Genomic DNA, 17,614 nt, shown 5'->3' with positions numbered 1-17,614 from the left:
CATGAGCACTGCTGAACTTCTCACCGTCGACGGCATCGACACCTTCTATGGCCGCAGCCAGGTGCTGTTCGGCATGCGGCTGGCAATCAGGGCTGGCGAGGTGATCACGCTGATGGGCCGCAACGGCATGGGCAAGACCACCACGATCCGCTCGATCATGGGCCTGACCCCGCCTGCCACCGGCCAGATCAGGTTCCGTGGCGCCGATATCGCCCGGCAGCCGGCCTATCGCGTCGCCAAGGCCGGGATCGGCCTGGTGCCGGAAGGCCGCCAGATCTTCCCAAACCTGAGTGTGCGCGAGAATCTGGTCGCCACCGCCGCCAACCGCCAGGGCCTCAAATCGCCGTGGAATTACGCCAAGGTGGTGGCCCTGTTCCCGCGCCTGGCCGAGCGTGCCGGCAACATGGGCAACCAGCTTTCCGGCGGCGAACAGCAGATGCTGGCCATTGGCCGGGCGCTGATGACCAACCCGCATCTGCTGATCCTGGACGAAGCCACCGAGGGTCTTGCGCCCCTGATCCGCCAGGAAATCTGGGCCTGCATCGAGCAGCTCAAGGCAGCCGGGCAGTCGATCCTGATCGTGGACAAGAATGTCGAAGCCCTGACCCGGCTTGCCGACCGCCACTACATGATCGAGAAGGGCCGCGTGGTCTGGGAAGGGTCGTCCGCCGACCTGGCCGCGAATCCGGACGTGCAGCACCGCTATCTCGGCGTCTGAGAGCGGTATTTCAGCACCTGTCAGCGGCGGTTTTCTGCGCAAGATAGGGGCTATCGCTGCCTGTTTTGCAGGCCTTCGCCCAGGCATGAAGCCTTTGTGACGAAATCTTGCGAAATCAACCGCACTGCCGTTGCATTGCCCATGAGCCTGGCTTCAAATGGAAGCCTCTTCAGGGGGAGTCGGCGTCGTGTATTCCGAAGACATGCACAGGGCGGCGGAATTTGCCCATGCGGCAGTGGCTAGCATGGCCAAGTATGGCATTGCCCCGACGCCAATCAACTTTACCGTCTGGTACGAATACCATGCCGGCCGCGACCATAATCTGGTGCGCGCCATGGATGGCATCGTTGCCGCCAAGCAGCGTTTTTCCCCGGAAGTAGTGCTGGAGCTTTATGACCAGCATCTCTCGCCCGCCCGGCTGTTCCATGCCTCGCGCCATACCGCCGAGAAACTTGATGCCGTGATGCATGAATTGCGTGGCCATATCGACCAGGCGGAACAGAATACCCGGGTCTATGGCAGCCAGCTCGAACAATTCTCCGGCCAGCTCGATGCCATGCCCGATACGCCAGGCGGCGTCGACAACCTGCTCGATACGATGCTGCTCGATACCCGCGATATGCAGGAGCGCAACAAGGAACTGGAAAGCAGGCTGGCCGAGGCGACTGCGGAAGTGCAGCAACTGCGGCACAGTTTCGAACAGGCTCGGCGCGAGGCGCTGACCGATCCACTCACCGGCCTGGCCAACCGCAAGGCGTTCGAGCAGTCGATGCACCTGCTGGTGCAGGATACATTGAAGGAACAGGCACCACTGTCGCTGCTGATGCTCGATATCGACCACTTCAAGCACTTCAACGACGAATACGGCCATCAGACCGGCGACACCGTGTTGCAGCTTGTCGGCCGCATGCTGGCCGACAATGTGAAGGGCCAGGACGTGGCGGCGCGCTATGGCGGCGAGGAATTCGCCATCCTGCTGCCCTACACGGCGCTGGAACAGGCGATCAAGCTGGCGGATGCAATCCGCCGCACCATTACCGCGCGCAAGCTGGTGAAGCGGACCAGCGGCCAGGATCTCGGCCGCATCACCCTCTCCGTCGGCGCCGCGCAATACCGCCCGGGCGAGACACTCTCCGGCCTGATCCAGCGCGCCGATGATGCGCTCTATGCCGCCAAGCGTGCCGGTCGCGACCGCGTGCTGAGCGAGCGCGATCTGGTTGTTGCCGCAGCCGGGCAGTAATACCCTCCGCACAAACCCCCAGGCATCTCTCCCCGCTTACGCCACGTCAGGCTTTTGCCGCCACGCCGGCTCGGCTAACATCTGTTCGATAACCGCTTTCGGGAGAGAAACGCATGGCCTACGACAATATTCTGGTCGAGAAGAAAGACCGCGTCGCCACCATCACGCTGAACCGCCCTGAGCGCCTCAATGCGCTCAGCCTGGGGCTGATGAGTGACCTGATCGCTGCCTTGCGCGAAATCGAGAATGATGGCGAAAGCCGTGCCGTGCTGCTCACCGGCGCTGGCCGTGGTTTCTGCTCCGGCGCCGATCTTGCCAGCGGCGATCTCAACCAGGGCGATGGCCCACCCGATCTCGGCGTGGCGCTGCATGACCGCTACCATCCGGTGATCCGCAAGATGGCGAATTACCGCATGCCCATCGTCTGCGCCGTGAACGGCCCCGCCGCCGGTGCCGGCATGAGCCTGGCGCTGGCCGGCGATATCGTGATCGCCGCCAAGTCCGCCACCTTCCTGCAGGCCTTCTGCAATATCGGCCTGGTGCCCGATGCCGGCAGCACCTATTTCCTGCCGCGCCTCGCCGGCTCGGCCCGCGCGCTCGGCCTCGCCATGCTGGGCGAGAAGCTGCCGGCGGAAACCGCGGCTGAATGGGGCCTGATCTGGAAATGCGTCGAGGATGCCGAGTTGATGAACGCCGCCGGTGCCATCGCGGCGAAATTCGCCAATGGCCCCACGGTGGGCCTCGGCCTGATCCGCAAGATCGTGCGCCAAGCGGCTTCCAACACGCTGGACCAGCAGCTCGAAGTCGAACTGGAGGCGCAGCGCGTCGCCGGCCGCAGCCGCGACTTCATCGAAGGCGTGACCGCCTTCCTGCAGAAGCGTCCGGCCAAGTTCACCGGCAAGTAACCGGTGACCCAGGATCCGCAGCAGGTCGCCGAGGCGGTGGGCCGTGCCATGGCCGCCGCCGATACGGCAACGCGCGAACTCGGCGTCGAATTGCTTGAGGCCGGCCCTGGCCGTGCCAAGCTGCGCATGGCGGTACAGCCGAAGATGCTGAATGCCGTCGGCATCTGCCATGGCGGCTACATCTTCCTGCTCGCCGATGCCGCCTTCGCCTTTGCCTGCAATTCCTATAACCGGGTGGCGCTGGCACAGCGCGCCGATATCAGCTTCATCGCCAAGGTGGCGCCCGATGCAGTACTGACGGCGGAAGCGCGCGAGGCGGCGCATACCGGCCGCAGCGGAGTCTATGATGTCGAGGTGCGCGACCAGGATGGCACGCTGGTCGGCCTGTTCCGTGGTCATTCACGCGAAGTCAAAGGCACCGTAGTCCCTGGCTTGACCTGAATACTGACTGCCCCATTTCTTCAGCCAGCAGGGAGGCTGGGCATGGATGAAGCTGGTCTGCGGCGTGAGGCCGCTGCTTTCTTCGATCAATTCGTCACCAATTTTGCCAGTTTCAACGGCCCGCGTGTCGTGTCGCTTTATGCTGTTCCCGGCCTGGCGATCCGCAGCGATGGCGCGGTGCAAGTGCTGCAATCGCGGCCCGATCTGGAAGCTTTTTTCCAGCGGGCGCTGGATGGCTATGCCGCCCTGGGCTGCTGCACCTGCCGCTACCACGATCTGGCGGTCACGCCCATCGGCAGCCGCGCCATGCTTAGCAGTGTCACCTGGGATCTGCTCGATGCCGGTGGCGCGGCGCTGAAAAGCTGGCGGCAATCCTATAATCTGGCACTCTTGCCGGAAGGCTGGCGCATTGCCGCCTCCACCGAACATCTCGATTAAACGGAAAGGTATCCGCATGTCTCTGCCGCAACGCCAGCTTGGCCGGCATGGCCCCCTGGTTTCGGCCCTCGGCCTCGGCTGCATGGGCATGTCGGAATTCTATGGCGCTACTGATGATGCTGAATCGCTGCGCGTGCTGCTGCAGGCCGCCGAGCGCGGCGTCAGCTTCTTCGATACCGCCGATATCTATGGCTTCGGCCGCAACGAGGCGCTGCTGGCGCGTTTCCTGAAAGAGTGGCGCCGGCCGGTGGTGATCGCCACCAAGGGCGGCATCGTGCGTAAGGAAAACAGCTATGAGCGCCGCATCGACAATTCGCCGGCCTATATCCGGGGCGCGGTGGAAGAGTCGCTCGGCAGGCTGGGGCTTGAGCGCATCGGCCTTTATTATATCCACCGCAACGAGGAAGGCCGCGCTATCGAGGAAGTGATCGAGACCCTGGCGGCGCTGGTGCGCGAGGGCAAGATCGCCCATATCGGCCTCTCGGAAGTCTCTGTTGCCAATCTGCGCCGCGCCGCCAAGGTGCATCCCATCGCGGCCGTGCAGAGCGAATATTCGCTGTGGAGCCGCGAGCCGGAAGACGGCATGCTGGCTGCCTGCGCCGAACTCGGCACGGCCTTTGTGCCCTACTCGCCGCTTGGCCGTGGCTTCCTCTCCGGGCAGTTCGAGGATGCCAGCGCGATTCCCGATGGCGATTTCCGCAAATCCAATCCGCGCTTCCAGGCCGAGGCGCTGGCCCGCAACCGGACGGCTCTGGCCGGCTTCAAGCAACTGGCGGTCGAGCGTGGCGCCACACCGGCACAGCTTGCCCTGGCCTGGGTGCTGGCGCGCGGCGAGCACCTGATCCCGATCCCCGGCACCAAGCGCCTGAGCTATCTGGAACAGAATCTCGGCGCGCTGAATATCGCGCTCAATGCCGCCGACCTTGCCGCCATCGAGGCCATATTGCCGCGCGGCTTCGCCGCCGGCGACCGCTACACGGCGGAGGGCTTCAAGGGCACGCAAGCGGATGAAGGTTGAGGCGCCATGCTGAACACCGAACCCAACATTCCCGATCCGGATGGCTTCTACGAGCAGCTTGTCGCCATGACCCAGGGACTGGATGACCGCCGCGCGCGCCTAGCGACGGCGAAGCTGGCCTTGCTGCTGGCCAATCACATCGGCGACCGCGCCGTGCTGGCAGAAGCCATGCGGCTGGCGCGCGGCGACGCGGAAAAGAACTAGCGCCCGGGGAAATCAGCGCCTGTGGCGTGCCATCGTCGGGCGGCGGCTCGGCGGCGGCTCTTCCGCCTTCTGCTTGCGCGCCACGGCATAGGCCTTGCGCGCCCAGTCGAGCAATTCGTCCTGATCGTCCATCAGGTCGGGCGGCAACTGCCAATAGCTCATCGCCACCGGCTTGCCACGGCCGTTATAGACAAAGGGGCCGACACCGCGTGCCTCGAAATCACCCTTGGTCTCGGCATCGGCCTTGAGATAGAGCGTGTCGTCGACGATCAGCGCGAACATGATGCCACGGCAGAAGACACCGGCACCGCCGAACATGCGGCGCACGGCAATCGGACCGAGCGGCGCGAAAAGCTCAGCGGCGTGGTCCATGAAGACGTTGGAAGCGGTCATGGGCCGGAGGTTAACGCGATGGACGCCGCCGCGAAAGAGCAAGAAGCGGAAACTTTGACGCATCCCGGCCCTTGGGCTAGCGTGCCTCCATGCAAGCCTACCTCCTGATCGCCACCGGCGGCGCGCTCGGCAGTGTCGCCCGTTACTGGATGGCCAATGCCATCGATGGCCACCACACCACCGGCTTTCCCTGGGGTACGGTGCTGGTCAATATCCTGGGCAGCTTCGTGATCGGCGCGGCGGCGGCCCTGGTGCTCGGGCGCGGCCTGTGGACCGACAACGCGCGGCTATTCGTGATGGTGGGCATCTGTGGCGGCTTCACCACGTTTTCCAGCTTCAGCCTGCAAACCCTGAGCCTGTTGCGCGATGGCTATATCCTGCGCGCCGGGGGCAACGTGGCCATATCGGTGATTGCCTGCCTGCTGGCGACCTGGGCCGGGCTGGCACTGGTGCAGGCGGCAACGCGCGCTTAACCGCGCCTCAGCCCATCATGTTGCGCGTGGCGGTGGGCAGTTTCACCACCAGGCCATCCAGCGCCTCGGTGATCAGCAACTGGCAGCCGAGCCTGGAGGTCTTGGTCAGGCCGAAAGCAAGATCGAGCATGTCTTCCTCGTCGGGCTTGGCCGCCGGCAGCTTGCCATACCAGGCCGGATCGACGACGACATGGCAGGTGGAGCAGGCCAGCGAACCCTCGCAGGCGCCCTCGATATCGATGCCATGCTTATGCGCCACTTCCAGCACCGAAAGGCCGAGCGGCGCATCCACCTCGCGGCGGCTGCCATCGGTCTGGATGAAGGTCATCTTCGGCATGGGGCGCTCCTGACTGGACCGGCCTGATATAGCGCCCAGCGCCAGTCTGGGCAACTAGAGCGCTTCATCTTGATATCGAATCATCTGCGCCGCTGGTATTTCCATATCAAGATGAAACGCTCTAACCCCGCTTGCGGCGATAGAGCGCAATCCAGGCCTCGGCAGCCCGCTGCGCGTCCCCCGGCGCATTGTTCCAGCCGAAGCTGAAGCGCACCGCCTCGCGCGCCGTGGCTTCGTCGCAGCCCATGGCGCTGAGCACATGGCTCGGCTTCATCTTGCCCGATGAGCAGGCCGAGCCGGCGGAAACCGCCAGGCCGGCCAGATCGAAAGCCATCACCTGCAATTCCGCCGCCACACCCGGCATGCCGATGCAGCTTGTATTGGGCAGCCGCGCAACGCTGCCGGCATGGATCACCGCATCGGGCGCGGCCGCGCGGATCGCCGCCTCGAAACCATCGCGCCAGGCGGCGATTGTCGCCATCTGGCCGAGATCGCGCCGCGCCGCTTCGGCGGCGGCGCCGAAGCCGGCAATGCCGGAAAGGTTTTCCGTGCCGGCGCGGCGGCCCAGCTCCTGCCCGCCGCCCAGTTGCAATGCCTCTATGGCAAGGTCGCCACGCAGCACCAGGGCGCCAATGCCGGTCGGCCCGCCGAGCTTGTGGGCCGACAGGCTGATCATGTCGGCCTGCAGCGCCGAGAAATTCACCGCCATCTTGCCGGCTGCCTGAATCGCATCCACCAGCAGCAGGCCGCCGGCGGCGCGTACCAGCGCCTGCGCCTCGGCCACCGGCTGGATGGCGCCGGTCTCGTTATTGGCCAGCATCAGGGCGACCAGGGCCGGCTTCGGCGCCTCGGCCAGCAACCGCTCCAGGGCGCACAAATCCACCAGTCCAGAGGGCAATGCCGGCAGGAAATACACCGGTCGCCCCCCGACTCGGGCCGGCGCCAGCACCGAGTCGTGCTCCAAAGCGGAGACAATCAGGCTCGCCGCCGGGGCTCGGGCCAGGGCCAGATTGTTTGCTTCGGTGCCACCCGAGGTGAAAAGAATCTCGGCCGGTTCCGCCCCCACCAGGGCCGCCAGCTGGGCCCGCGCGGCCTCCTTCACGGAACGGGCGCGGCGCCCGAAAGCGTGTATCGACGAAGGGTTACCGGGCTCCAGCAGGGCTGCCAGCATGGCCTCGCGCGCCTCCGGCCGCAGCGGCGCGGTGGCGTTGTAATCGAGGTAGAGAGGGGCCTGCGGCATTGTCAGGGGCCAATCGAGGGCTGTGGATGGATCGTTTTTAGCTTGAATCCGGAACCGGCGTTTATGGTAAAATCCCGCTGCTTTCAACTGGTTAAATCAACGACCGCCGCCCAGGTGTAGTTCCGCCCATGCCCGATGTCATTTTCCCCGGTCCTGATGGCCGCCTCGAAGGCCGGTACCAGCATGGCTCGGAGGCCAATGCGCCGATCGCCTTGATCCTGCATCCGCACCCGCAATACGGGGGCACGATGAACAACAAGGTGGTCTACAACCTGTTCCATGTTTTCGCCAAGCGCGGCTTCTCCGTGCTGCGTTTCAATTTCCGTGGCGTCGGCCGCAGCCAGGGTGTTTACGACAATGGCGAAGGCGAACTTTCCGATGCCGCTTCGGCGCTGGACTGGCTGCAAACCTATAACGCCAATGCCTCGGCGGTGTGGATCGCCGGCTTCTCCTTCGGTGCCTGGATCTCGATGCAACTGCTGATGCGCCGGCCGGAAATCGACGGCTTCATCTCGGTGGCGCCGCCGGCCAACATGTATGATTTCGGCTTCCTCGCCCCCTGCCCGTCTTCCGGCCTGATCATCCAGGGTACTGACGACAAGATCGTGCCCGAGAATGATGTGAACAAGCTGGCACAGCGGCTGTCGCTGCAGAAGGGCATCAAGATCGACTACAAGAAAGTGCCCGGCGCGGATCACTTCTTCGAGGGCAAGCTGGACGACCTTACCTCCGCCGCCGACAAGTATGTGAAGGCGGCGCTGCTGGCATCCGCCGGCCCGCGTCCGGTGCCCGGCAAGGGCAACCAGACGCAGTCTTAAGCTCTCGCCCTGAATAGCCGCCCGCCGCTGGCCGGATAGGGTACACCCGTGGTGCCCGGCAGGCTGAGCGGCAACCCGGCTTCGGCCCGCGCCGCGAGATAGGCAAAGGCTTCCGCTTCCAGCGCATCGCCACGCCAGCCGACAGCCTCCACCGGCTCCACCGGCATCGCCAGTCGCTCGGCGAGTTCACGCATCATGGTATGATTATGCCGCCCGCCGCCCGTGACCAGGCAGCGCAACGGCCGCTTTGGCAGATGCTCCAGCGCGCGGGCCACAGCAGCGGCGGTAAAAGCGGTGAGTGTCGCGGCACCCGAGGCAGGCCAGAGCTGCGCCACGCTGTCGGCGGAGAAATCATCGCGGTCGAGCGATTTCGGCGGCCTGGCCTGGAAATAGCGATGCGACAAGAGCCGCGCCAGGGTCGGCTCGTCCACTTCGCCCTGGGCGCCGAGCTTGCCGCCTTCATCCAGCCTCTGGCCGGTATGGCGCAGCAGCCAGTCATCCAACAGGGCATTGCCCGGCCCGGTATCGAAGGCCAGCAGGTCCTCATCACGCGCGCTGCCGATATAGGTGATGTTGGCAACACCGCCGATATTCAGCACCAGCAGCGGCAGGTCCAGCTTCGACCAGCGCGCCAGCGCGGCATGATATAGCGGCACCAGCGGCGCACCCTGCCCGCCCAGCGCCACATCCTGGCTGCGGAAATCGCCCACCGTGTCGATCCCGGCAAGCCGTGCCAGCAGCGCCACGTCACCAGCCTGCCAGGTGCGGCCGCGCTCCGGGCGATGCAGCAGGGTATGGCCGTGGAAGCCGAGCAGGCGGACATCCCCAGGCCGCAGGCCGGCCTCATCCAGCAGCCGTGCCACCGCCTGGGCGTGGGCTTCGGCCAGGGCACGCGACAGCGCCATGGCGCCCTGCCCTGCCTCGCCCAGCGCGGCGCGGATGGCGTCACGTTGGGCATCACTGTAGGGCAGCGTCAGGGCCGGGCCGAAACCGCCCAGATTGCGGCCGTCGCAGCGCAGCAGCGCGGCATCGATACCATCCATCGAGGTGCCGCTCATCAGGCCGATGATCCAGGGCAGTTGGGACAAGACAGGAACTCCAGAACTAGGCTTACAGGCGGGCCTATGGTAAACCAACGCCGCTTTTCCCGGCAGTATTGGTGATGACGATGACCGAGTTCAAATCCGACTTCCTGCGCATCATGGCCGAGCGCGGCCACCTGCATCAATGCACGGAACCGTCGCAACTCGACGCCAAGGCACAAACGCCCGGCGGCATCATCGCCTATGTCGGCTACGACTGCACCGGCCCCAGCCTGCATGCCGGCCATCTACTGTCGATCATGATGCTCCGCCGGCTGCAGCAATGCGGCCACAAGCCAATCGTGCTGATGGGCGGCGGCACCACCAAGGTGGGCGATCCTTCGGGCAAGGACGAGCAGCGCAAGCTGCTCACCACCGAGACGATCAACGAGAACATGGCCAGCATCAAGCGGGTGTTCAACCGCTTCGTGCGCTTCGGCGATGGCGCCACCGATGCGATCATGGTGAACAACGCCGACTGGCTCGACGGCCTCAACTACATCGATTTCCTGCGCGACTATGGCCGGCATTTCTCGGTCAACCGCATGCTCAGCTTCGACAGCGTGAAGCTGCGCCTGGACCGCGAGCAGCCGCTCAGTTTTCTCGAATTCAACTACATGATCCTGCAGGCCTACGATTTCGTCGAACTGGGCCGCCGCTATGGCTGCAACATGCAGATGGGCGGCTCGGATCAGTGGGGCAACATCATCAACGGCGTCGAGCTGGGCCGCCGTGCCGCCGAGATGGAATTGTTCGGCCTCACCTGCCCGCTGCTCACCACTGCGTCTGGCGCCAAGATGGGCAAGACCGCCAGCGGCGCGGTGTGGCTGAACGAGGACATGCTGGCGCCCTATGATTACTGGCAATACTGGCGCAACACCGAAGATGCCGATGTCGGCCGCTTCCTGCGCCTGATGACCGATCTGCCGCTGGACGAGATCAAGCGCCTGGAGGGCCTGCGCGGCGCCGAACTGAACGATGCCAAGAAGGTGCTGGCCACCGAGGCAACCGCCCTGTGCCATGGCCGCGATGTGGCGGAAACCGCCGCCGAGACCGCCCGCAAGGCTTTCGAGCAGGGCGAGTTCGGCGGCGACCTGCCGATCATGGCCGTACCGCGCGCGCGTCTGGCTGCCGGCATCGAGGCGTTTCAGCTTGTGCTGGAAGCCGGCTTCGCCAAGAGCGGCGGCGAAGCCCGGCGCCATATCCGTGGCAATGCCATCCGGCTCAACGACCAGCCGGTGGCGGAAGAAACCCGCGCCATTACGCTGGCCGATCTCGGTGCCGATGGCCAGCTGCGCCTCTCATTCGGCAAGAAGCGCCATGTGCTGGTGGCGGCTGCCGACTAAGGCTGCCTGATCAGGGCGCAATCTGCGGCGGCGGTGGCGGCACTTCCACCGGCATGTCGCCCGTGCTGTTGCTGCTGCCACTGCTGCTGCCGCTGGCCTGGAAGATGCGGCGCAGGAAGCCCGGCGCGATGGCCGAGAGCGGGTTGACGCTCACTTCGGTCTTGTCCTTCGGGCCGCTGACGGCGAAATTCACGCCGATGATGCCATCGCCGATGAACAGATCGCCGAGCAGCGGGATGCGGCCAAGGATCGTGTTCAGCACGAAAGCCGGCACGGCGGTGCCGTTGATATTCACATGATTGGTCTTGCTGTTGACCGTGCCTTCCAGGGTGATGCCAAGCTGTGGGCCACGGATGCGGCTGGTCTGCAGCGTCAGCACGCCATCCTTCTGCGTGAACGGGATATGCGCAGTCTCGAAGCTGATCCCCTCGCCTGACAGCAAAGCCGCCAGGCCGGTGAAGGAACCGATACCGAGCAGGCGGGCCAGGAACGGCGCCTGCACCGCCTTGAACTGTCGTGCGCTCAGCACGCCTTCCAGCGGCTGGCCCGGCTTGGCATCGTCGTAACGGCCATCCACGGTGAGGCTGCCGCCCTGCATCTTCTCGACGCCGAGATAATTGAACACCGCGCCGGCATTGTCGCTGCGCACGGTAAGCTGGCGCTGCTTCTTTGCCTTGTCCGGGTCTGGCGCGATGCGCACCGCCAATGTGCCACCGCCATGGAAAGCGCCGGAAAGATCAAGCTGTTCGGTGAACAGCGTGCCGCGCTGCAAATCCAGTGCGAAATTGCGCAATGCCGTGGTTTCATCCAGCCGCACATCATCGAAGCGCAGCCGCAGGTCGAGATGGGGCTGCGGCTTTGGCTCGCCGGTATCGGCATCCATCGCCTTCACGAAAGGCGTCAGATCGTAATGCTTGCCCTCGGCGCGCAGCACAGTGTCGCCATTGGCGGCGCGGCGCAGATCGACATTGGCTTCATTCCCGCCGACCCGCAGCATGCCAAGCTTCAACGACCATGCGCCATCATTGCCTAGCGACGCACTGCCATCGGCGACGAACTGGTCTGCCGTGACGCGCAGCCCCTCGAACAGGGTTGGCGCATTCGGCTTCAACCGCGCGGTGAACTGCGCCGCCCCGGTCTTGCCGACCGGCTTCTCCCAGTAGATATCGGCAATCGCCAGTTTCGCCGGCGTGAGATCCAGCTGCGTGCGGATCACCGTTTCATTGCCCAGGCGGCGGCTCTCGATTTCGGCTAAGGCATCCACCGGGCCATCGATCATCGGATCGAGATCGAAGCCCAGCGCCTTGCGGCCTTCATTATCGGCGCGGCCGGAGATGCGGTAGCGCGCCGTCACCGCCTGGCGGGAATCGAATTCCTGGCGCCAATGTAGGCGCACCGGCACGCCATTCAGCGCCGCCGTGCCGTCCGTATCCAGTCCCTTGGGATCGACACGCAGTTGCATGGCGCCATTGGTAAGGGCGAAGCGGTCGTAGATATCCGGGATCGCCAGACTGACCAGATCGGCCTTGGCGGTGAACTTCACATCATCGAGTTTCAGCTTGTGCTCAAGCGGGAAATTGAAGCTGACATCGACGCGGCCCTGGCCCTCCACCACCGCCGGCTTGATGCCAAGCTGGGTGGCATAGCCGAGCGGCTTCTGGTCGATCAGGCCGAGCAGGTCCTTGTTCACCCCGGCAACCGTGACGGCGATATCGGCGAACTGGTCGCGCGCCTGCAGCCCATTGATCCGCAGCTTGCCGTTGCTGGTGGCCATCGGCCCGACCTTGCCGCTGGCGACCGTGAGGTTGAACTCGTCGGCATCCAGCACGGCATCTCCCCGCGCCTCTGTCAGGCGCGTCAGAGGTGCGAAATAGTCGACGCTCAAGCCTTCAAAATTGAACGCCAGCCGCACCGCATTGCGCGGCAGCTTCTGCTTGCCCGAAAGCATTGCCGGGCTGAGCTGGACGGTGAATTCCGCTTGTGGCACACGGCCGCCCTGGATATGGCCGTTGATCCAGTCGTTGGCATTCTTCGCCGCATCCTGTGGCCAATAGAGCTTCAGCCGATCGATCTGCAGGTCGGTAAACTGGCCCTTGATGTCCACGGCGAATTCGTCCGGCGCCGGGCGATGCAATTCGCCGCTGAAGCCGAGACGCACACCATCCTCGAAATGGAAACTCGCCGCCTCGATGGCCAGGGTTTCACCAATGCCGGGTGTGGCGGAGGTGTTCATGGCGCCCTGCACCCGCGCCTCGCGCAGCCGCAGCGGCTGTTTCCACAATTCCGGCAATTCCACATGGCCGGCGCCGGCATTGAGGTCGTAGCGCAGATTAGCGATTTCGCCGCTCTGGCCCAGCCGGAAGGAAAGCTGGCCCGAAAGCGGCATGTGCAAACCGGCAAGCTGCTTCACTTCCGGCGCCACATCGGCGAAATCCGCCGGCTCGATCCCCTCGAAACGCAGATAGGCCTGGGCGGCACGGTCAGCCGCGGAATACACGGCGGTCAGTGCCAGACTGAGTTGCTTGTCGCGCCAGGCGAGGCTGCCCTGCAACTGTGCCCGCACGCTGTTCTCACCACGATCGGCCTGGAACCAGGCGCCCGGCGCCTCCCAGCGGCGCCGCAGCTTGCGGTCAATGATCACCAGGCGGGAAATCTCCATTGACACCTGGGTTACCTGACCGAGCGGATCGTTCAGATCCACTGGTCGCGACAGGCGCTCGAACAGACTGGCGAACACCACCGCCATGAAATCCTCGTTCGCCGCCTGCGGCTCCGGCGGCGCATCCGGCGCATAAACCGCGTCAGGCAGTCCGAGGCGGAAGCGACCGTCCGCCTCGCGCAGCAGCACCGCATCGGCGCCACGCACCCGCAGATAGGTTGGTGCCAGCACGCCGCGCAGCAGCGAGGCACCGCTCAAGCCCAGATCGATCTCAGGCAGTTTCAGCGACGGGCCGCGTTCACTGGAAATGGTGGCATCGACAATACGCAGGCCCAGCGCCTGCTCGTCCTGCTTCCAGGCCAGCACGACGTCGGAAAACCCGACCTTGAGGCCGAGATCGGCCAGGCTCAGGCTTTCCTGCAGATAGGGCACCATGAACTCAAGCGACAGCGGCTCGCGGCTTACCCGCCAGACCAGGGCAGCCGCCAGCAGGCCGGCGGTGACACACAGGCCAAGCATGGTACGAACGAATAATCGACTCCAGCGCAACATGGCGAAGCAGCTTGCCTTTCCAAGGCGTTAGCGGTGCCGGCCGAATGCTTGACCGGTAGGGGAGTTTAGCCGACTTTGGCCCAGGATTTCGAGGGAAACACCATGGCAAAACTGCCATCTCAGGATTGGTCACGCCTGCCGCCGGCCCGCGATGCGGATGCCGTTGCGCGCGGCCTGGATGCCTGGCAGTCGATGCTGACGGACCTTGCTGCCGAGGACCGGGCCGGAACCCGGCTGGCCAAGGCGCTAACTACTGAGTCGGCCAAGGCCCCCGCCCGCCGCCTGCTCGACTGCCTGTGGAGCCACAGCCTCTATTTGAGCGATCTGGCCCGCCAGGAGCCACAAGCCATGCTGACCCTGCTGCGCCAGGGTCCGGATGCAACCCTGGAGGAAACCCTGGGCGCGTTGCGCAAGGCCGCGGCGGTGGCCGAGGATGCCGAAGCCCTGATGCTGCCGCTGCGCAGCGCCAAGCGCCAGGTGGCGCTGATCATCGCGGTAGCGGATATCGCCGAACTCTGGCCACTGGAAATGGTGACCGGCAGTTTGAGCGACTTCGCCGCCCTGGCCATCGACCTGGCCATCGGCGCGGTGCTGCGCGATGCCGCCGCGCGCGGCGACCTGGAACTGCCCTCGCCAAAGGAACCCTGCAAAGGTTCCGGCTTCGTGGCACTCGGCATGGGCAAGCTGGGTGCCCGGGAACTCAACTACTCCAGCGACATTGACTTGATCATGCTGTTCGATCAGGAGGTGGTGCGCTACCAGGGCCGCAAGACGGCGCTGGAATGCTATGTGCGGCTGACCCAGCAGATGGTGCGGCTGCTGCATGAGCAGACCGCCGATGGTTATGTGTTCCGCACGGACTTGCGGCTGCGGCCCGATCCGGGCTCGACCCCGGTGGCGCTCTCGATGGCCGCAGCCGAGGCCTATTACGAAAGCTTCGGGCAAAACTGGGAACGCGCGGCAATGATCAAGGCGCGGCCGGTCGGCGGCGACCTTGAGGCCGGGCGCGGCTTCCTCAAACGCCTGACGCCCTATGTCTGGCGCAAGAACCTGGATTTCGCCGCCATCGAGGATATCCACTCGATCAAGCGCCAGATCCATGCCCATAAGGGCCATGGCGAAATCGCCATTGAGGGCCACAATCTCAAGCTCGGGCGCGGCGGCATCCGTGAGATCGAATTCTTTGCCCAGACGCAGCAATTGATTGCCGGCGGCCGCGACAGCCGACTGCGCGCCATCGGCACCGTGGAAGCGATCAACGCCCTGGTTGCCACCGAACGCCTGGATCCCGGCGCGGCACAGGAGCTGATCGCCGATTACGGCTATCTGCGCAAGGTCGAGCATCGCCTGCAAATGGTGAATGACGAACAGACCCATACCCTGCCGGATGATGCCGAGGGGATCGCGCGGCTGGCCGATTTCCTCGGCGAAGCCAGTGCCGATGCCTTCCGCGCCAAGCTGTTGGCATTGCTGACGCGGGTGAAGACGCATTACGACGAACTCTTCGCCGAAGCGCCGAGCCTGGGCAGCAACCAGGGCAGCCTGGTTTTCACCGGCACCGACGACGATCCGGAAACGCTCGCCACCTTGCAGCAACTCGGCTTCAGCCAGCCGCCGGAAATCGCTGCCATGGTGCGCGGCTGGCATTTCGGCCGCTACCGCGCCATGCGTTCCGAGCGTGCGCGCGAGAAGCTCACTGCCATCATGCCGCAATTGCTGGAAGCCTTCAGCCGCACCGGCAGCCCCGACGAGGCCATCCGCCGCTTCGATCATTTCCTTTCCAGCCTGCCTGCCGGGGTGCAGCTTTTCAGCCTGCTGCAGAGCAATCCCGCCGTGCTCGATGTGCTGGCCGAACTGCTTGCCGCCGCGCCGCACCTCGCTGAAAGTCTGGCGCAGAACACCGCCCTGTTCGACAGCCTGCTGGAATATGCCGAGACGCCGCCGGATTTCACGCCGGAGCGGCTGGCCGCCTCGCTGTCACGCCAGCTCGGTTCGGCGCGCGACTTCCAGGATGTGCTGGACTGGACACGGCGCTGGACCAGCGAATTGCGCCTGCAGGTCGGCATCGGCCTGTTGCGCGGCCAACTCGACGGCATCAGCGCCGGCCGTGCGCTGAGCAGCGTAGCCGACACGGTGCTGAGCGAATTGCTGCGCCATGTGCAGGCTGAATTCGCACAGCATCACGGCGTGGTGCCCGGTGCCCAGGTGGCGTTGATCGGCTTCGGCCGGCTCGGCAGCCGCGAACTGACCCTGGAATCCGATCTCGACCTGCTGCTGCTCTACGAACATCCGGCAAAGGCCGGGCAATCGGATGGCAAGCGGCCACTGACGCCCGGTCTGTATTTCGCCCGGCTCTGCCCACGCTTCATCAACGCCATCACCGCGATGACCGGCGAAGGCCGGCTGTTCGAGGTTGATATGCGGCTGCGGCCTTCGGGCAATGCCGGACCGATCGCCACCGCACTGCAAGCCTTCAAGGAATACCAGCAGAAGGAAGCCTGGACCTGGGAGCATATGGCACTGACCCGGGGCCGCGTCGTTTGCGGCTCACCGGCGCTGGCAAAGAAATTCGACACCGTGCGCCAAAGCGTGCTGGCGATGAAGCGCGATCCCAACAAGCTGCTGGCCAGTGTGGCGCATATGCGCGACCGGCTGGCCCGGGCCAAGCCGGCGCGCGACGCCTGGGCGCTGAAACAGGCACGCGGCGGGCTGGTGGATATCGAGTTCATCACACAGTATCTGCAATTGCGCCACGCCACTGCCGCACCCGGGATTCTCGACAGTACACCACTGCAAGCCCTGCATGCCTTGCGCGATGCCGGCTGCCTGGAACGCCAGGCGGCAGACATGCTGATCGCGGCGGCAAAATTCCAGGGCGACCTGCTGGCGCTGACCCGGCTGGCCGGCCCGGCGGCGAAGCGGCCCGAGCAATGGCCGCCGGCTCTTGCCAAGCGGCTGCCGGCCCTGCTTGGCGAACCCGACCTGACGCGGCTGACACAGCGGCTGGAAGCAATGCAAACCGCCGTGTATCAGCTCTACCAGACTCTGGTGGAGGCACCAGCCACACCCTATCTTGCGCTTGCCGACGGCCTGCGCGGCGAAGCGACCACAGGAGCAGATGCCCATGAGCAGCAAGAGCGTTGATCTGAAGCCCGGCGACAAGGCGCCTGCGTTCAGCCTGCCCGGCGATGGCGGCAGCAAATTGTCGCTCAGCCAGTTCAAGGGCAAGCCGGTGGTGCTATATTTCTATCCCAAGGACGATACGACCGGCTGCACCAAGGAAGCACTCGACTTCACGGCGGCGCAGGCCAAGTTCGACAAGCTCGGCGCCGTGGTGATCGGCTGCTCGCGCGACAGTGTTGCCGCGCACGACAAATTCAAGACCAAGCACAAGCTCTCGGTGCAGCTTGCTTCCGATGAGGAAGGCAAGGTTACGGAGGCTTACGGCGTGTGGGTGGAGAAGAGCATGTATGGCCGCAAATACATGGGAATCGAGCGCGCCACTTTCTTGATTGATGGCGCCGGGAAGATTCGCCAGATTTGGCACAAGGTAAAAGTGCCGGGCCATATCGCGGAGGTTTTAGCCGCTGTGCAGGCACTTTGAGAATCAAGCAGTTGCAGCCGTTATCCACACCCTGTGCATAATGCGCGCGACAAAATGCCCCCAATGTTTGTCACGCGTTTCTTTCAGTTTGCAACAGATACTGGCTTGCATTAACCAAGCCAAATACGTCCTAATTACGCTGGTTT

The 17,614-nt window shown here is 64.7% G+C and carries 17 protein-coding genes; 12 read left to right on the top strand and 5 right to left on the bottom strand.

Annotation, left to right across the window (positions count from 1 at the left end):
- The first annotated feature begins 1 nt into the window (after nucleotide 1).
- The 7 genes from ACQY7X_RS16675 to ACQY7X_RS16645 all read left to right on the top strand — a co-directional run bounded on the left by ACQY7X_RS16675 (nucleotide 2) and on the right by ACQY7X_RS16645 (nucleotide 4,964).
- Complete coding sequence (locus tag ACQY7X_RS16675) at nucleotides 2-718, top strand: ABC transporter ATP-binding protein (protein WP_428246545.1); 717 nt, start codon at nucleotides 2-4, stop codon at nucleotides 716-718.
- A gap of 244 nt (nucleotides 719-962) precedes the next feature.
- Nucleotides 963-1,958, top strand: coding sequence for a GGDEF domain-containing protein (locus tag ACQY7X_RS16670; protein WP_428246544.1), 996 nt, complete (start codon nucleotides 963-965; stop codon nucleotides 1,956-1,958).
- A gap of 113 nt (nucleotides 1,959-2,071) precedes the next feature.
- On the top strand, nucleotides 2,072-2,863 hold the full coding sequence (locus ACQY7X_RS16665; RefSeq protein ID WP_428246543.1) for an enoyl-CoA hydratase-related protein: 792 nt from the start codon (nucleotides 2,072-2,074) through the stop codon (nucleotides 2,861-2,863).
- Nucleotides 2,864-2,866: 3 nt separating this feature from the next.
- Nucleotides 2,867-3,304 carry a hydroxyphenylacetyl-CoA thioesterase PaaI gene (paaI, locus tag ACQY7X_RS16660; RefSeq protein WP_428246542.1) on the top strand — a complete coding sequence of 146 codons (438 nt, stop codon included), beginning with the start codon at nucleotides 2,867-2,869 and terminating at the stop codon, nucleotides 3,302-3,304.
- A gap of 42 nt (nucleotides 3,305-3,346) precedes the next feature.
- Nucleotides 3,347-3,742 carry a hypothetical protein gene (locus tag ACQY7X_RS16655; RefSeq protein ID WP_428246541.1) on the top strand — a complete coding sequence of 132 codons (396 nt, stop codon included), beginning with the start codon at nucleotides 3,347-3,349 and terminating at the stop codon, nucleotides 3,740-3,742.
- A gap of 16 nt (nucleotides 3,743-3,758) precedes the next feature.
- Nucleotides 3,759-4,760 (top strand): aldo/keto reductase, encoded by a 1,002-nt coding sequence (locus ACQY7X_RS16650; protein WP_428246540.1) that lies wholly within the window; start codon nucleotides 3,759-3,761, stop codon nucleotides 4,758-4,760.
- 6 nt (nucleotides 4,761-4,766) lie between these two features.
- Nucleotides 4,767-4,964: a DUF2783 domain-containing protein gene (locus tag ACQY7X_RS16645; protein WP_428246539.1), complete on the top strand. Its 198-nt coding sequence runs from the start codon at nucleotides 4,767-4,769 to the stop codon at nucleotides 4,962-4,964.
- 12 nt (nucleotides 4,965-4,976) lie between these two features.
- Here the strand turns inward: ACQY7X_RS16645 and ACQY7X_RS16640 are convergent, their stop codons facing one another.
- Nucleotides 4,977-5,357, bottom strand: coding sequence for a TfoX/Sxy family protein (locus ACQY7X_RS16640; RefSeq protein WP_428246538.1), 381 nt, complete (start codon nucleotides 5,355-5,357; stop codon nucleotides 4,977-4,979).
- Nucleotides 5,358-5,446: 89 nt separating this feature from the next.
- Here ACQY7X_RS16640 and crcB point away from each other — a divergent pair, with 89 nt between their 5' ends.
- Nucleotides 5,447-5,830: a fluoride efflux transporter CrcB gene (gene crcB, locus ACQY7X_RS16635; protein ID WP_428246537.1), complete on the top strand. Its 384-nt coding sequence runs from the start codon at nucleotides 5,447-5,449 to the stop codon at nucleotides 5,828-5,830.
- A gap of 7 nt (nucleotides 5,831-5,837) precedes the next feature.
- Here crcB and ACQY7X_RS16630 read toward each other — a convergent pair whose 3' ends face one another.
- The gene (locus ACQY7X_RS16630) at nucleotides 5,838-6,167 is read right to left on the bottom strand and encodes a ferredoxin family 2Fe-2S iron-sulfur cluster binding protein (protein ID WP_428246536.1); all 330 of its coding nucleotides are present in this window, start codon (nucleotides 6,165-6,167) and stop codon (nucleotides 5,838-5,840) included.
- Between the two features lie 121 nt (nucleotides 6,168-6,288).
- The gene (locus ACQY7X_RS16625) at nucleotides 6,289-7,407 is read right to left on the bottom strand and encodes a cysteine desulfurase family protein (protein WP_428246535.1); all 1,119 of its coding nucleotides are present in this window, start codon (nucleotides 7,405-7,407) and stop codon (nucleotides 6,289-6,291) included.
- Nucleotides 7,408-7,535: 128 nt separating this feature from the next.
- Here ACQY7X_RS16625 and ACQY7X_RS16620 point away from each other — a divergent pair, with 128 nt between their 5' ends.
- Nucleotides 7,536-8,225: an alpha/beta hydrolase gene (locus ACQY7X_RS16620; protein WP_428246534.1), complete on the top strand. Its 690-nt coding sequence runs from the start codon at nucleotides 7,536-7,538 to the stop codon at nucleotides 8,223-8,225.
- On the opposite strand, the gene ACQY7X_RS16615 is transcribed toward ACQY7X_RS16620, so the two are convergent.
- On the bottom strand, nucleotides 8,222-9,313 hold the full coding sequence (locus ACQY7X_RS16615; RefSeq protein ID WP_428246533.1) for an anhydro-N-acetylmuramic acid kinase: 1,092 nt from the start codon (nucleotides 9,311-9,313) through the stop codon (nucleotides 8,222-8,224). The two genes, ACQY7X_RS16620 and ACQY7X_RS16615, sit on opposite strands and share 4 nt — an antisense overlap.
- 80 nt (nucleotides 9,314-9,393) lie before the next feature.
- Here ACQY7X_RS16615 and tyrS point away from each other — a divergent pair, with 80 nt between their 5' ends.
- The gene (gene tyrS, locus ACQY7X_RS16610) at nucleotides 9,394-10,653 is read left to right on the top strand and encodes a tyrosine--tRNA ligase (protein WP_428246532.1); all 1,260 of its coding nucleotides are present in this window, start codon (nucleotides 9,394-9,396) and stop codon (nucleotides 10,651-10,653) included.
- 10 nt (nucleotides 10,654-10,663) lie between these two features.
- Here tyrS and ACQY7X_RS16605 read toward each other — a convergent pair whose 3' ends face one another.
- Nucleotides 10,664-13,864 (bottom strand): AsmA-like C-terminal domain-containing protein, encoded by a 3,201-nt coding sequence (locus tag ACQY7X_RS16605; RefSeq protein ID WP_428246531.1) that lies wholly within the window; start codon nucleotides 13,862-13,864, stop codon nucleotides 10,664-10,666.
- A gap of 102 nt (nucleotides 13,865-13,966) precedes the next feature.
- On the opposite strand from ACQY7X_RS16605, the gene ACQY7X_RS16600 reads away from it, so the two are divergent.
- A complete protein-coding gene (locus tag ACQY7X_RS16600; RefSeq protein WP_428246530.1) occupies nucleotides 13,967-17,008 on the top strand; it encodes a bifunctional [glutamine synthetase] adenylyltransferase/[glutamine synthetase]-adenylyl-L-tyrosine phosphorylase in 3,042 nt (1,013 codons plus the stop codon).
- Complete coding sequence (gene bcp / locus ACQY7X_RS16595) at nucleotides 16,983-17,468, top strand: thioredoxin-dependent thiol peroxidase (RefSeq protein ID WP_428246529.1); 486 nt, start codon at nucleotides 16,983-16,985, stop codon at nucleotides 17,466-17,468. Before ACQY7X_RS16600 ends, bcp begins: the two co-directional genes overlap by 26 nt.
- The last annotated feature ends 146 nt before the right edge of the window (nucleotides 17,469-17,614 follow it).

Origin of the sequence: Ferrovibrio sp., from assembly GCF_965278975.1 — a bacterium.
GTDB lineage: Bacteria > Pseudomonadota > Alphaproteobacteria > Ferrovibrionales > Ferrovibrionaceae > Ferrovibrio.
This window is presented reverse-complemented; position numbering and strand designations above follow the sequence as displayed.